Annotated in this window: 11 protein-coding genes; 7 read left to right on the top strand and 4 right to left on the bottom strand. The window is 62.3% G+C overall.

Annotated elements, in window-relative coordinates; genetic code table 11:
• Positions 1–49 precede the first annotated feature (49 nt).
• The 3 genes from leuA to H2510_RS04740 all read right to left on the bottom strand — a co-directional run bounded on the left by leuA (position 50) and on the right by H2510_RS04740 (position 4,998).
• The gene (leuA, locus tag H2510_RS04750) at positions 50–1,855 is read right to left on the bottom strand and encodes a 2-isopropylmalate synthase (protein ID WP_186627229.1); all 1,806 of its coding nucleotides are present in this window, start codon (positions 1,853–1,855) and stop codon (positions 50–52) included.
• A 176-nt stretch (positions 1,856–2,031) separates the two neighbouring features.
• Positions 2,032–2,265: a hypothetical protein gene (locus tag H2510_RS04745; RefSeq protein ID WP_186627228.1), complete on the bottom strand. Its 234-nt coding sequence runs from the start codon at positions 2,263–2,265 to the stop codon at positions 2,032–2,034.
• Between the two features lie 111 nt (positions 2,266–2,376).
• Entirely contained in the window at positions 2,377–4,998 is a 2,622-nt protein-coding gene (locus tag H2510_RS04740) for a LuxR C-terminal-related transcriptional regulator (RefSeq protein WP_186627227.1), read from the bottom strand.
• A 414-nt stretch (positions 4,999–5,412) separates the two neighbouring features.
• Between H2510_RS04740 and H2510_RS04735 the strand changes: the two genes are divergently transcribed.
• Together H2510_RS04735 and H2510_RS04730 are read left to right on the top strand one after the other, a co-directional pair.
• Positions 5,413–6,678, top strand: coding sequence for an aspartate kinase (locus H2510_RS04735; protein ID WP_084345663.1), 1,266 nt, complete (start codon positions 5,413–5,415; stop codon positions 6,676–6,678).
• Between the two features lie 5 nt (positions 6,679–6,683).
• Positions 6,684–7,706 carry an aspartate-semialdehyde dehydrogenase gene (locus tag H2510_RS04730; RefSeq protein ID WP_084345662.1) on the top strand — a complete coding sequence of 341 codons (1,023 nt, stop codon included), beginning with the start codon at positions 6,684–6,686 and terminating at the stop codon, positions 7,704–7,706.
• A gap of 63 nt (positions 7,707–7,769) precedes the next feature.
• On the opposite strand, the gene H2510_RS04725 is transcribed toward H2510_RS04730, so the two are convergent.
• Positions 7,770–8,846, bottom strand: a complete 1,077-nt coding sequence (locus H2510_RS04725; protein WP_186627226.1) for an ABC transporter ATP-binding protein — start codon at positions 8,844–8,846, stop codon at positions 7,770–7,772.
• A 245-nt stretch (positions 8,847–9,091) separates the two neighbouring features.
• On the opposite strand from H2510_RS04725, the gene H2510_RS04720 reads away from it, so the two are divergent.
• The 5 genes from H2510_RS04720 to H2510_RS04700 all read left to right on the top strand — a co-directional run bounded on the left by H2510_RS04720 (position 9,092) and on the right by H2510_RS04700 (position 15,465).
• On the top strand, positions 9,092–10,903 hold the full coding sequence (locus tag H2510_RS04720) for a multicopper oxidase family protein (RefSeq protein WP_186627225.1): 1,812 nt from the start codon (positions 9,092–9,094) through the stop codon (positions 10,901–10,903).
• Positions 10,904–10,974: 71 nt separating this feature from the next.
• Positions 10,975–11,556, top strand: a complete 582-nt coding sequence (locus tag H2510_RS04715; RefSeq protein WP_186627224.1) for a TetR/AcrR family transcriptional regulator — start codon at positions 10,975–10,977, stop codon at positions 11,554–11,556.
• Entirely contained in the window at positions 11,553–13,091 is a 1,539-nt protein-coding gene (locus tag H2510_RS04710) for an NAD(P)/FAD-dependent oxidoreductase (RefSeq protein WP_186627223.1), read from the top strand. Before H2510_RS04715 ends, H2510_RS04710 begins: the two co-directional genes overlap by 4 nt.
• Positions 13,088–14,806: a GMC oxidoreductase gene (locus H2510_RS04705; RefSeq protein WP_186627222.1), complete on the top strand. Its 1,719-nt coding sequence runs from the start codon at positions 13,088–13,090 to the stop codon at positions 14,804–14,806. Before H2510_RS04710 ends, H2510_RS04705 begins: the two co-directional genes overlap by 4 nt.
• Positions 14,794–15,465, top strand: a complete 672-nt coding sequence (locus H2510_RS04700; RefSeq protein ID WP_186627221.1) for a hypothetical protein — start codon at positions 14,794–14,796, stop codon at positions 15,463–15,465. Before H2510_RS04705 ends, H2510_RS04700 begins: the two co-directional genes overlap by 13 nt.
• Positions 15,466–15,467 lie beyond the last annotated feature (2 nt).

Here is a 15,467-nt window from a genome sequence, read left to right as displayed (position 1 = left end):
CGGGCCCTTCTCCGCCTAGGCGGAGAAGGGCCCGAGTGATCGGCCGAAGTTACTTCAGGGCGCGATTGACCGCGGAAACGAGCGCTCGCAACGATGCAGTCGTAATCGACGTCGCGATACCAGCACCCCACACCGTCACAGCAGTGCCGGAGGGACCGGTGACCGAGGCCTCGACGTAGGCAGCTGCCTGGGCGTCGTCGCCCGCCGACATCGCGTGCTCGGAGTAGTCCAGGACGCTGATGTCGTAACCGACCGTCGACAGCGCGTCGACGAAAGCAGCAAGGGGGCCATTGCCGGATCCGGTGATGTCCTGCTCGACGCCGTCGAGCAGGATCGTCGCGACGATGCTGTCGGTTCCGCCGTCCGTTTCGGCCGCGATGACGCGCTGCTTGATGCGCTCGAGCGGACGTACCGGACTCAGGTACTCCTCGGCGAAGACATCCCACATTTCCTTCGGGGACACCTCGCCGCCCTCACCGTCGGTGATGCGCTGAACAGCCTGCGAGAACTCGATCTGCAGCCGTCTCGGCAATGCGAGGCCGTGATCGGACTTCATGATGTAGGCGACGCCGCCCTTGCCGGACTGCGAGTTGACGCGAATGACGGCTTCGTAGGTGCGGCCTACGTCTTTCGGATCGATCGGCAGGTACGGGACCTGCCAGGTGATCTCGCCGACATCCGAGTTCTGTTCGTCGGCGGACACTTTCATCGCGTCCAGACCCTTGTTGATGGCGTCCTGGTGGCTTCCTGAAAATGCCGTGTACACCAGGTCTCCACCGTAGGGGTGACGCTCGTGGACGGGGAGTTGGTTGCAGTACTCGACTGTCCGACGCACCTCGTCGATGTTCGAGAAGTCGATCTGCGGATCGACACCGCGGGTGAACAGGTTCAGACCCAAGGTGACCAGACAAACGTTGCCGGTGCGCTCACCGTTGCCGAAGAGGCATCCCTCGATACGGTCCGCGCCCGCCTGGTAACCGAGCTCGGCAGCAGCCACGCCGGTGCCGCGATCGTTGTGCGGGTGCAGAGACAGAATCACGCTGTCACGACGATCGAGATTTCGGCTCATCCACTCGATCGAGTCCGCGTACACGTTCGGCGTGGCCATCTCGACCGTTGCAGGCAGATTCAGAATGATGGGCTTGGCTGGTGAAGGATCGATGACGTCGACTACGGCGTCACAGACCTCTTTGGCGTAGGCGAGCTCGGTGCCGGTGTAGGACTCCGGGGAGTACTCGAATCGCCAGTCGGTGTCCGGGTACTTCTTGGATTCCTCGAGGCATTTACGTGCGCCGTCGGTAGCGATCTTCTTGATCGTGTCGCGCTCCGCGCGAAACACCACACGACGTTGCAGAATCGACGTCGAATTGTAGAAATGCACGATGACGTTCTGTGCACCTTCGCACGCAAGGAATGTGCGCTCGATGAGCTCGGGTCGGCACTGCGTCAGAACCTGAATCGTCACATCGTCGGGAATGGCCCCGTCCTCGATTATCTCGCGGACGAAGTCGAAATCGGTCTGGCTCGCGGAGGGGAATCCGACCTCGATCTGCTTGTAACCCATACGGACCAGCAGGTCGAACATACGTCGCTTACGTGCCGGACTCATCGGGTCGATGAGCGCTTGGTTACCGTCCCGCAGATCGACCGCGCACCACTGCGGGGTCCGGTCCGTCACCTTGTCCGGCCAGGTGCGGTCGGGGAGGGTGATCGGCTCGACCTCCTCCGCGAACGGCAGGTACCGGTACGTCGGCATCGAGGAGTTCTTCTGGGTGTTCCACGCAGGCTGGTCGCTGGGAGCGGGCCGCGAGGGAGGAGTAATTGTTCTCGAGGTGAATGCGTCGGCTGGTGACATTGGCTCAATCTCCGAAGTTACTGGCTGAAATGGTTATCGACCGGCGCGAAAAACCCCGCGACGGGAAGCCAGTCTGATTCAGACCCCGTCGCGGCGATCGAGGAGGAGCGCACGCTGCATGAATAGAAGTGTACTACCGCGAGCGCAAACCTCGTGCCGGGGTCGGTAAGCAAAGTTCAATCGGGAAGTCTTCGCAACTCCACGACGGTCAGTCCCAACGCGTCGAAACGCGCAAGCATCCCGCGCAAGGCAGTCTCGTCGTCCACCGGACCGAACAACCGGGTGAACGGCATCGGGACTTCGGTGGTGGCGAGATCGGGGAAGGCAGCCTGCGCACGTTCGGACAGCTCACCCTCGACGAGGAATTCGTACCGAACTCTGTGGGTGTTGATATCGGCGGGCTGAGCCATTGTGCTGCTCCTTCGCGGTCCGCTGCTGGCGTTACCACCAGGGTCCGCGCACCCTGCCGCCGCGGCATCACCCGCAGATGGTGAACCTGCGCCACTTCTTCGAGCTGCGCATCACAGCAGGCCGTGCTCGTGCGCGGCGGCAATCGCGTCGCGGCGCGATCTGACCTCGAGCTTGCGGTAGATGCCACGCAAATGCGTCTTGACGGTGTTGACGGACACGAAGTGATCGGACGCGATTTGCTCGGCAGTACGCCAGGACGGCAGTTCGCGGAGCAATTCCAGTTCGCGGGGTGTCAGTGCGCCCGACATCCTCGACTCGGCCGCAGCCGGATGCCTCGGTACTACTTCGCGGGCGCGATCTGCGAATGGTTCGAGCAGACCGAACCGCCCGCGATTGTGCGTGAGAATGTCCCGCAAAGCGGCGCCGCCCTCGGCGAACGGCAGCAGTATCGCCTCGGGTTCGGCCTCGGCAAGAGCGCGGCACACGAGCTCGAACGCGCGTGCCGGATTGCGTCGTGCCAGCGCGACCTTGGCAGCAGTGATTGCAGCGCGGATGGGAGTTGTGAAGCCGGCGCATGGGAGCTGACCGCCCAGGATCGCCGCAAGTTCGGAGTCTGCGACGTCGAAGCGCCCGTGCACGCGGTGGATCTCGGCGGACAACAGGGCAACCTCGCCGACCTTGCCGAGCCGTCGCCTCGTGACAGCTATCAGCTCGGTTGCCCAGAGGGTTTCACCCGCCGTCAGATATCGACGCTGAACCATCGGCGCCAGCAGTGCCTCGTAGGCGGGGACCACCGGATGAACCGATTCGATCCACTCACGGCCTGCGGCGCTCACCTCCTCGATCGTCCCGTTGAGTACGAGAGCCGCGCGCTTTCCGTACTGCGCGACGGCGGAATCAGCGGATCGACCGATGCTCGACCACACATCCTCCGGTGCCACGAACGTAGGCGTCATACGGATATGGGCAACGAGAAGTTCGAGCGATTCGGCGACCGAGAAGAGCGGAGTATCGGTCAGTGAGTGTAGGCGTGCGTAGGTGACGGCGCGCTGGCCACGAGCAAGGGCCTCGGTCAATCTGCCGGTGAGAAAGCAGATCCCGGCAGAGGTCACCAGGCAGGTCGTGACAACCGCCGGAAGATTTCCAGCCCGACCGTTCGCTACCGCGTCCTCGAGGTAGCGCTGCGCCTCGGTGGTTCGACCGAGATGCAACTCGGCGAGTCCGGCGATCAGCAGCGCGTACGAATCGAGTTCGGGCGAACCGGATTCGCCGATCTCCAGCTCGCGTAAGCGACATAAAGCGTCCTCGATGTCGTTGCCGACGTGCACCCTCGCATGAACCTCGAGAGTTCGACGCAGAATCTCGAAATCGAAACTCGCAAGCTCGTCGAGTGGCCTGCGCCGGAGCGCCGTCAGCGTCGAGGTCGCCGGTGCAACACTTCCGATGGCCAATAGTGCTGCGGCGCTGATCAACTGAACAATATCGTGTCGACGTACCGAAGCAGGACTGTCGTCGATAGCGGTCAGAACCTCCGAAGCGTTGCCGCGCAGTACGAGTCCGAGACCGGACTCGCCGACGATGTCGAGAATCGATTTCGAATCACCAGCGTGCACGCTGTGCTGCAGAGCCTGCAGGGGCTGCCGGTAGTCGCTGAACCAGGAGGATGCGACGCGCTCGAGGCTTCTGATCTGCCCGGCGCCAAGGCGACAGATTTCGGCACGAAGATAGCCACGCATCAGCGGGTGATATCGATAGGTGGGTTCCGATCCGGGGATCTGATCGATGAGAAAGTTCTGCGCCAGCAGGTGATCGATGGTGGCCTGCGCACCCCCGACGCCGGTCAACTTCTCGGCGAGATCGGTTGTGAACCATTCGGGTACGGAGGTCTCGATCAGGAACGTACGAGCATCGTCGGGGAGTCCGGCCAAGATCTCGTTCACGAGATAGTCGGCGACCGTGTGCTGTGTTCCGGTGAAACCGTCGATGAGTTCGGGAGAATTCGTGCCACCGCTCAGCGTCATCGCAGCCAGCCTCAGACCCGCTGCCCAGCCCTCGGTTCGGTTCATGACCTTCACCAGATCGCTTCGGGCAAGGGCGATTCCGGATCGCTGGAACATATCCGACGCCTCATCGGTGGTGAATGCCAAGTCGGCTGCGGAGATGTCACGGACGAGTCCGTCGAGCCGCGGTTTCTGCAGTGCGAGTGGAGGTTCGAATCGTCCAGCGATGATTATCCGAAGATTACATGGGGGCCAATGTAGAAACGTACCCAGAAGGGCCAGTACTTCACGGTTGTGCAAGAGATGGGCGTCGTCGAATATCAGGCAGATCTGTGCGTCGACGCTTTCGATGGCCTCGACCAACAGTGCACTGAACTCCGAGTAGGACGGATCGCCCACGGATGGAAGGGATCCGACAGCAGAAGTGAGGTGGGGCGATCCGCACTGGGCGAGCGCCGAGACCACGCACGCTCTGAGCACGGCCACGTCGTTGTCGGATTCGTCGATGGTGATCCAGGCGAGAAGGGTGTCGTATTCGGGGTCGATCGTATGGACCCAATCGACGAGCAAAGTTGTTTTGCCCGAGCCTGCGGGGGCCGCGATCACGGTGATGGGGCTGCGGTCACCCGTCGGTTCGAGCAGGGTCAGCAGGCGCCGTCTCCGAATCGTGGCGCCGGATCTCTGTGGCTTTCGGCTTCGCACTCTCGGTGCGGCGTAATGCAGCGTATTCATATACGACCGTCTCCCGACGAAAAGGCCACACGGAGGTTTGCTGGACGCGTCGAGAATATTGCACTCGAGGTGATCTTGGGTGATTAAAGCGGCATTCGATACTGATCGTTACGCTCTTACTCCTCAATGCATACCTCCTGCCTTTTATAGGGATTGATACCGGATACGTCGAATGACCAATGCGGAATATGCCGCCGTGCGGTCTCCTTGGTCGAAACATGTGTGCGCCCCATTTGTCGCGAATGTCACGACTTGTCCGGTGACCAGCCCACCCACACCCTGTTGCCGCAGGTGGAGGGCTCCGACGGGCCCTCCCCGGAACACCCAAGGCTGCTGGCGAAGGTATACCTCGGTAAGGTGGCGGGGCCAGATGCACCACAAACACACACGAAAATGCACCGGAGGTACACACGCGTGGCTCTCATCGTCCAGAAGTACGGTGGATCGTCGGTGGGATCCGCCGAACGTATCCGACGCGTCGCTGAACGAATCGTCGAGACCAAGAAGGCCGGCAACGACGTCGTCGTCGTGGTCTCCGCCATGGGCGATACCACCGACGAACTGCTCGACCTTGCCAAGCAGGTGTGCCCAGCCCCACCCGCCCGTGAAATGGACATGCTGCTCACCTCGGGTGAGCGCATTTCCAACGCACTGGTCGCGATGGCTATCCACTCCCTCGGCGCCGAGGCTCGTTCCTTCACCGGATCACAGGCGGGCGTCGTGACTACCAGCGTGCACGGCAACGCCAAGATCATCGACGTGACACCAGGTCGTGTCCGCGACGCACTCGACGAAGGTGCGATCGTGCTCGTCGCCGGATTCCAAGGCGTCAGCCAGGACAGCAAGGACGTCACGACACTCGGCCGCGGTGGTTCCGACACCACGGCCGTCGCACTCGCCGCTGCGCTGAATGCCGACGTCTGCGAGATCTACACCGACGTCGACGGCATCTTCACCGCCGATCCGCGCATCGTTCCCAACGCCCGCCACCTGAGCGCAGTCTCTTTCGAAGAGATGCTCGAAATGGCGGCATGCGGCGCCAAGGTGCTCATGCTGCGATGCGTCGAATATGCCCGTCGATACAACGTTCCCGTACATGTTCGGTCGTCGTACACCACGAAACCCGGAACAATCGTCTCCGGATCTATGGAGGACATTCCAGTGGAAGAAGCCATTCTCACCGGCGTCGCACACGATCGCAGTGAAGCGAAGGTCACCGTCGTCGGCCTGTCCGATGCCCCTGGCTACGCAGCCAAGGTCTTTCGCGCCGTCGCCGATGCCGAGATCAATATCGACATGGTGTTGCAGAACGTATCCAAGATCGACACCGGCAAGACCGACATCACCTTCACCTGCCCGAAGTCCGACGGTCCCAGAGCAGTGGAGATGTTGACCAAGCTGCAAGGTGAGATCGGCTTCGCCCAGGTGCTCTACGACGATCTCATCGGCAAGGTCTCGCTCGTCGGTGCAGGCATGAAGACCCACCCCGGCGTTACAGCCACGTTCTGTGAAGCACTCGCCGACGCCGGTATCAACATCGACTTGATCAGCACCTCGGAGATCCGCATCTCGGTATTGGTCAGTGACACCCAACTCGACGAGGCAGTGCGCGTACTGCACGCCGCCTTCGATCTCGGCGGCGACGAAGAAGCTGTCGTGCACGGCGGAACAGGACGGTAGGGGAGATGACAACAGTCGCAGTAGTAGGCGCCACCGGTCAGGTCGGTGCTGTCATTCGAACCTTGCTGGAGGAACGCAACTTTCCCGCCGACACGGTGCGGTTCTTCGCCTCGGCGAGATCCGCAGGCAAAAAACTTCCGTTTCGCGGGGAAGAGATCGTCGTAGAGGACGCGTCGACGGCCGATCTTGCAGGCATCGACATTGCACTGTTCTCCGCAGGCGCCACGCTCTCACGTGCGCAGGCACCACGGTTCGCCGCAGCAGGCGCAGTCGTCATCGACAACTCTTCGGCATTCCGTAAGGACCCCGAGGTGCCGCTCGTCGTCAGCGAAGTCAATCCGGAGGAGGCGAAGAACCCTCCGAAGGGCATCATCGCCAATCCGAACTGCACCACCATGGCCGCGATGCCGGTCCTGAAGGTGCTGCACGACGAAGCAGGCCTTCGGCGCCTCATCGTCAGCAGTTACCAGGCAGTGTCGGGCAGTGGGCTTGCGGGCGTCGAGGAACTCGCGACGCAGGCACGCGCCGTCATCGGTGACGTCGAGAAGCTGGTGCACGACGGATCTTCGGTGGATTTTCCGGCTCCGAACAATTACGTAGCGCCGATCGCGTTCAACGTTCTTCCGCTGGCCGGGGCGCTGGTGGACGATGGATCAGGCGAGACCGACGAGGATCAAAAGCTGCGTAACGAATCGCGGAAGATCCTTGGACTCCCGGACCTACTGGTCAGTGGCACCTGCGTGCGCGTCCCGGTGTTCACCGGGCACTCGCTGTCGATCAACGCAGAGTTCGCGAACCCGCTCTCGGTGGAACGTGCTCGTGAGCTTCTCGCAGCGGCACCGGGCGTGACGTTGGTGGATGTGCCGACACCGTTGCAGGCTGCAGGCAAGGACGATTCCCTCGTCGGGCGTATCCGTCAGGACCCGGGCGCTCCCGAAGGCCGCGGACTCGCACTGTTCGTATCGAGTGACAATCTTCGTAAGGGTGCTGCGCTCAACACCATTCAGATTGCCGAACTGCTGGTCTAGATCTACCCGATCTGCTCTCCGGTTGTGCGCTCGAGCATAACCGGAGAGCAGATCGCGGTGGGCTCAGCTCAGCCGGTGCCCGTCGCCCGATCCGTCGAACAGATGCGCATGGGCCTCGTCGAACCGTACGTGCACGACCTGGCCCTTCTGTGGTGGATCACGCCAGTCGGCGCGCGCGACGATCGTCTGCGTCCGGCCGTTGATATCAGCGCGACCGAACACGAAAGCTTCCGAGCCGAGTTCCTCGACGATGTCGATCTCGAGTTTCACTCCCGAGTCTGCGATCTGCACGTGTTCAGGCCTGATCCCGAACACGACCTGCGCCCCGGATGACGCCGCAAGGGCCTCGCGCTGAACCGGAATGACTTGATCACCGATCTGCACCCCGCCGTAGGTAATCGGCAGCGTGAACAGATTCATCGACGGCGAACCCATGAAACCCGCGACGAACACGTTGACCGGGGTCCGGTACAGCTCGCGCGGTGAAGCGCACTGCTGCAGCACTCCACCCTTCAAGACTGCGACGCGGTCTCCCATCGTCATTGCTTCGACCTGATCGTGCGTCACGTAGACCGTGGTGGTGGCCAACCGCCGTTGCAGTTGGGCGATCTGGGTACGCGTCTGCACCCGCAACTTGGCGTCGAGGTTGGACAGTGGTTCGTCCATGAGAAATACCTGCGGCTGACGCACGATGGCGCGCCCCATGGCGACTCGCTGCCGTTGACCACCGGAGAGTGCCTTCGGCTTCCGGTCGAGGTAGTCCTCCAAGTCGAGCAGCTTCGCGGCCTCGAGGACTCGCGTGTTGATCTCTTCCTTGCTTGCCTTCGCAAGCTTGAGCGCGAAGCCCATGTTCTCGGCGACGCTCATGTGCGGATAGAGCGCGTAGTTCTGGAACACCATCGCGATGTCGCGATCTTTGGGCTCGGCGTTGGTGACGTCCTTGCCCCCGATGAGGATCCGTCCGCTGTTGACTTCTTCGAGACCGGCAAGCATGCGGAGCGAGGTGGACTTGCCGCAACCGGATGGGCCGACGAGGACGAGGAACTCGCCGTCCTCTATCTCCAGGTCCAGTGCGTCCACCGCAGGCGCATCCGAGCCCGGGAAAAGCCTGCTCGCGCGATCGAACGTAATCGATGCCATGTTCTGTGAAATCCCTCCACCGGCAGGAACGTGCCGGACGATCCGAGTGTGGGGTATCGACGGGTGCCGACGAAGGAACATAGTATGGGCGCGGTCACACTGGTGGGCGGGAGGGTAGCCCGCGGAACGACCCAGGTGGGCGGGAGGGTAGCCCGCGGAACGACCCAGGTGGGCGGGAGGGTAGCCCGCGGAACGACCCAGGTGGGCGGGAGGGTAGCCCGCGGAGCGACACGAAGGGTGTGGATGTGGACGGTATTTCGCGCAGGTCGGTCTTTCGGAGTCTCGCTTTGGTTGCCGCTGTTGCCGGGGGTGCTGCGTTGCCGTCGAGTTCGGTAGCTCGGCGGGCTTTTGCCGACGATATTTTCGGCGGCCGTAGCCCTTTGCTGTTCCATTCGCCCACGCTTGCTCCGTTTCGTGACGAGTTGCCGAGGCTGCCGGTTGTCGGGGGTTCGCAGGTGTCGCTCGATGCGCGCAGTGCGATGCATTCTTTCCACGCCGATCTCCCGGCCGGTCCGACGTTCGGATATGGCGAGCTCGATTATCTGGGCCCGACCATCGAGTCCGTGCAGGGTCAGCCGTGGACGTTGAATTACACCAATCGCACCGAAGGCAATCCGCTTGCAGCCGATGTGGATACTTCGCTGCACGGGATGAGCGAGCAGGACCGGCAGATGACTCCGACGTCGTTGCATCTGCATGGGAGTATCACTCCGCCGGACAGTGACGGTAACTCCGAGATGCTCGTCCGCCCGGGTGAGTCTCTCACCCATAGGTTTCCGGGGCTCAACGAAGCTGCCGGGTTGTGGTATCACGATCATGCGATGTCGATGACGCGCATCAACGTCTATGCGGGTTTGGTCGGAATGAATTTGGTTCGGGATCAATTCGATTCGGGCCTCGCCGACAATTCTCTGGGGTTACCGTCCGGTGAGTTCGAAGTACCGTTGGTGCTGCAGGAAAAGATCATGAACCCTGACGGCAGCATGAGCATCAGGTCCAATATCACTGTCCCCCAGGGAAAATGGGAAGGTGGCGCAACCGGAGACGTCGGCGTCGTCAACGGGAAGATCTGGCCGACGATGGAAGTGGCACGGGGGCTGTACCGTTTCCGCATCGTCAATGCCGGCTCCTACAGTGTGTGGAATCTGTTCTTCGGCAACAGAATGCGGTTCTGGGTGATCGGGAACGACGGCGGGCTTCTCGATGCTCCGGTGCAGACCGACAGTATTCGACTGGCGCCGGCCGAACGGGCAGATGTGCTGGTCGATTTCGGCTCGCTGGCACCCGGCGAACTGGTCGAGCTCCGCAACGACGAGCCGCCACCCGCCCAGGCTGCATCGTTGGGAGCGGTGCCGATGCCATTGTTCTGTCAGTTCAGGGTGGCGTCAGGCCGAGGATATGTCGGTGACGTCATGACGATGTATCGCGGAGGCAAGGGTCAGCCACCACTGCTCCCGACGGTTCCTGCTGCTCAGGTTCAGCGGACGGTGACCGTCAATCAGCCTTCGGCAGGGTTGTCGTTGGCGCCGCCGATGATGACGCTCAACAACCTTCGATACAGCGACCCGGATATCGAGATGCCGACGCAGGGCGTCGTCGAACAGTGGAACATCGTCAACACCACCCTCGAGCCGCATCCGATTCACTTGCATCTGGTGCACTTTCGCACGCTCGGTCGAGCGCCCGTGGATCTGACGGCATACATGCGCGACAGTCCGCGCCCCGATATCGGCCTCAAGTGGGCTCCCGACGTCGAGCGATATGTGACCGGACCGCTCTCTCCGCCGGCTGTATGGGAGTCGGGCGCGAAGGACACCGTCAACACGTATCCGGGGACCGTCACCCGAATTCTCGTGCGATTCCCCACCGCCGACGAGCTCGGATTCGATCCTGATGCAACGTTTGCCGGTCCTGCGCCTATGCACGATGGCGGCCACGGTGCTCACGAGGCTGGTGGACAGGGTGGTTCTACCGAGCTGCAGGGTTACATGTGGCACTGTCACATGCTCGATCACGAGGATCACGAGATGATGCTGCGTTACCGACTCCGCGCCTAGATCCCCTCTCGACCTGGGTTAACTTACAATCAGTCTGGACTGTTTGTTGATTTGCAGCTACAGTCACCCATGTGACCCAGAGCACTCAGCCGTCAGAGCGGCGCACGCAGGCACAACGCACTGCCGGAACGCAGACGAAACTGCTCGACGCGGCAATCGACTGCCTGGTCGAGAAGGGTTTCGCGAGGACCAGCACACAAGAGATCGCCCGTCGTGCCGGCGTGTCCCGCGGAGCGCAGCTGCACCACTTCCCGACCAAAGAATCGCTTGTCACTGCCGCCGTCGAACATCTGGTGGACAAGCGGCTGGCCGAAATTCTCGAGGCGAACACCGAGGGCGCCCGGGGCGTCGAACTCCTCAGCGAAGCGTTCTCCGGACCGCTGTTCTACGCCGCCCTCGAACTATGGGTGGCCGCGCGAACCGACCCGATATTGCACGAGGCCATGGTCCCGCTGGAACGCAAGGTCGCCGACGCCATTGCCGGCGGTGCCGCCGAAATCATGGGCAAGACGATGTCGCCCGAATCCATCGAGCTGAGCGTAGAGCTCGCTCGCGGCCTGGCGGTGTCCTCGATATTCCGCACTCCCGACGCCGACGCCCAACTGCGGGCCCGACTTCTCCCGGTATGGGAGGCAAAGGTGATCCAGTCATGACAAGTACCCAATCAATCCTTGCCGAGGAATCCACTCTCCCTGAAAAATCTACGTTGCCGAAATCGGTACACGTACTTGTCGTGGGAGCTGGTTTTGCCGGCATTGCCGCGGTCTCCCGCATCCTGCAGGACGACCCCGACGCCGATGTTCTAGTCATCGAACGAGCGCACGACGTCGGCGGAACGTGGCGTGACAATACGTATCCCGGATGCGCATGCGACGTCCCGACCTCGCTGTACTCCTTCTCCTTCGCGCCGAGCCCCGAGTGGTCGCACACGTTCGCGCGTCAACCGGAGATCTACCGCTACCTGCGCGGGGTCGTCGACAAGTCGGGTCTGGGCAGCCGAATCATCACCGACTGCTCGCTCGATGCGGCGAGATGGGATGCGGCGCAGAACCTCTGGATCGTCGAGACGAGCAAAGGCATCGTGCACGCCGACGTCCTCGTCGCCGCCACCGGTGCACTGTCGACCCCGAAGTTGCCTGATGTAGCCGGACTGGAGAAATTCACCGGCACGGTATTCCACTCGGCGACGTGGGATCACGAACAGGACCTGACCGGTCGCCGCATAGCGGTCATCGGCACCGGTGCATCCGCTGTCCAGTTCGTTCCCGAGATCGTCGACCGCGCCGAACGGCTGACGGTCTTTCAACGAACGCCCGCCTGGGTGATTCCCAGGCTGGACCGCACGCTCAGTAGAGTCGAACGCACGCTGTATCGGAAGTTTCCGGCTGTCCAAAAGGCAGTACGGGGAACGATATACAGCTACCGCGAGCTCTACGTCACCGCGCTGGCGCACAACCCTTGGGTGCTACCGGCGGTGTCGGTGGTAGCCAAGGCTCATCTACGCAGGCAGGTGAAGAATCCTCGAACGCGAGCTGCGCTGACTCCGGACTTCACGATCGGCTGCAAGAGAATGCTCCTGTCCAACGATTGGCTCCCCACTCTCGATCGGCCCGATGTCGACCTCGTCACGAGCGCGCTTACTTCGGTCACCGAAGATTCGGTGATCGATGCCGCCGGCAACTCGTATCCGGTAGACACGATCATCTTCGCCACCGGATTCACCCCGACGGAGCCTCCGGTATCGCACGCGCTGACCGGCCTCGACGGGCGCACCCTCGCCGAGCATTGGGACGGCAGCCCCAATGCGTTCCGCGGCACCACGGTGCATGGGTTCCCCAACCTGTTCCTCATGTACGGTCCCAACACCAACCTCGGCCACAGTTCGATCGTGTACATGCTCGAGTCGCAGGCGAACTATCTCGCCTCCGCACTCGAACAGATGCGAGAGGGCGGGATCGTCAGCGTGGAGGTTACCGAAGCGGCTCAGCGGCAATATAATTCGTGGATTCACGACTCGTTGGCTGGAACGGTGTGGAATTCGGGCGGCTGCTCGAGTTGGTATCTGGATGCGGAAGGCCGCAATCCGGTCATGTGGCCGACATACACGTTCACCTTCCGAAACTCGACTCGCACCTTCGACACTGCCGACTATGTGAGTACGAAATTGCGGAAAGGCGTTCGGGTATGAGCGACTTCGACGTCCTCGTCATCGGATCAGGGTTCGGCGGTAGCGTGGCGGCCTTGCGCGCAGTGGAGAAGGGATACCGCGTCGGAGTTCTCGAATCCGGGCGGCGCTTCACCGACGAAGAATTACCGAAGACGAGTTGGCGGCTCCGAAAGTATCTGTGGGCGCCCGCTATCGGATGCTATGGCGTTCAAAGAATCCATCTTCTCCCCGATGTTCTGGTGATGGCAGGCGCGGGCGTCGGTGGTGGTTCGCTCAACTATGCCAACACGCTGTACCAACCTCCGCGCAGATTCTTCGAGGATCCGCAATGGGGGCACATCACCGACTGGCATCGGGAGCTCGCGCCGTACTACGACCAGGCCAAACGGATGTTGGGCGTGGAGACGAACCCGACCATCACGCCCTCGGACAAGGTCATGAAGGAAGTCGCCGAGGACATGGGAGTCGGGGACACCTTCACCAGTACGCCGGTCGGCGTCTTCTTCGGAACGCCAGGGCAGGAGTCACCGGATCCGTTCTTCGGTGGAGTCGGACCAGCGCGCACCGGGTGTACCGAGTGCGGATCGTGCATGACGGGATGCCGGGTCGGGGCCAAGAACACTCTTGTCAAGAACTATCTTTACCTGGCGGAAAAAGCTGGCGCACAGGTACTTCCACGGACAACCGTGACGGCTGTTCGGCCCGCGCCAGGCGGCGGATACGAGGTTTCCACACGCAGGACCGGTGGCAAGCTTCGCCGAACCGTCACCGTGCTGACGGCAGACCAAGTGGTCTTCGCAGCCGGTACGTACGGAACCCAAAAGCTGATGTTGGCGATGAAGGACACTGCTGGACTGCCGAATCTGTCGAACAGGATCGGCTCACTGGTGCGGACCAATTCCGAGGCCGTGCTTGCCGCGACCGCACGTGGCCGCGAGGTCGACTACACCGAAGGCGTCGCGATCACCTCATCGTTCCATCCCGATGACCACACGCATATCGAGCCAGTTCGATATGGCAAGGGCAGCAACGCGATCGGGCTGTTGCAGACCGTGCTGAGCGACGGCGGAGGTAGAACGCCTCGAATTCTGAAGACGCTCGGCGTGGCGCTACGCCATCCGGGAGCGGCGTTCCGCAGCCTGTCGGTCCGCCATTGGTCGGAGCGGACGGTGATTGCGCTGGTGATGCAGACCGACGACAACTCGCTCGAGCTGGGATCGACGAAGGGTTTCTTCGGCAGACGGCTCACGAGCAGGCCCGGCGCCGGCGATCCGCCACCGCAGTGGATCCCGCAGGGGCACGAGGCAATCAGGCTGCTTGCAGATAAGATCGGCGGCGACCCGGGCGGGTCGATGGCCGAGATCGTCAACATCCCGATGACTGCCCACTTTCTCGGCGGTTGCGCTATCGGAGACTCGGCCGACACGGGCGTCGTCGACGCTTATCACCGTGTCTACGGACACGTTGGTCTCCATGTGGTGGACGGGTCGGCCGTCAGCGCCAACCTCGGTGTCAATCCATCGCTCACCATTACTGCCCAGGCCGAGCGAGCTATGGCGTTGTGGCCGAACAAGGGTGAACCGGACCGACGTCCAGAACTGGGAAGCGGATACCGCGAGGTCCTCCCGACGTCGCCGACAAGCCCGGTAGTGCCTGCTGCTGCTCCTGGCGCATTGCGACTGCCGCTGACCGTCGTTTCGGTCGACGCTCTCGGAGGTACGACATGTGGAGCGTGACCGAATCCCAATCGGCGAGAACCGCGTGGCCGGAAAGTCCGCCGCCGCCGTGGCCCGCCGAAGTGAAAGCCACCATCTGGTGGCACCGGGCTCGGCCCGCCGGGCGTGCGCTACTGCGTAGTCGGACGATTCCGATCACGGTGGTGATGGTCATCGACTACCTGAACTCACCGGTCGGACCGTACCGCGAGGTACTCGCCAGTCCGGTGTTGCGGCGCCCGGGCCGTGGCATGGGTCCGATGCCACGAATGTCGGTTCCGTTCATCGCCGTCGACTCCGAGACTTCGGTGCACGGTGGCCGTACCCATTGGCATCTACCCAAAGTTTTCGCAGAGTTCGGCGGCGACGTACTTGCCGGCGCCTCGGTGTCGGGTGAAGGGGCGTCGGGAGACGGATGGTCGGTAAGCACACAGGCGAAAGGTATCGGTCCGAGCTTCCCCATCAAGGGTGCGCTCGGGTTCGCGCAGCCTTCGGACGAGGGTTCGCTTCTGGCGACTGCACGGTTGACGGGTAAGGCTCGGCTGGCGCGTGTCCAGGTCGCGGCGTCGGGTCCGACTCTGGGCGAGTGGATTGCCCCGGGCACCCATTTTGGGTTGCAGATCGTCTCCGGCCGCATGGAGACGGGGCCGTCGTCCCTGCTCAGCGGTGTTCAGGTTTAGTT

It is taken from the genome of Rhodococcus sp. BP22 (assembly GCF_014281965.1).
Taxonomy (GTDB): domain Bacteria; phylum Actinomycetota; class Actinomycetes; order Mycobacteriales; family Mycobacteriaceae; genus Rhodococcoides.
The sequence above is the reverse complement of the archived record's forward strand: the minus strand, read 5'-3'. Positions and strand labels throughout refer to the sequence as shown.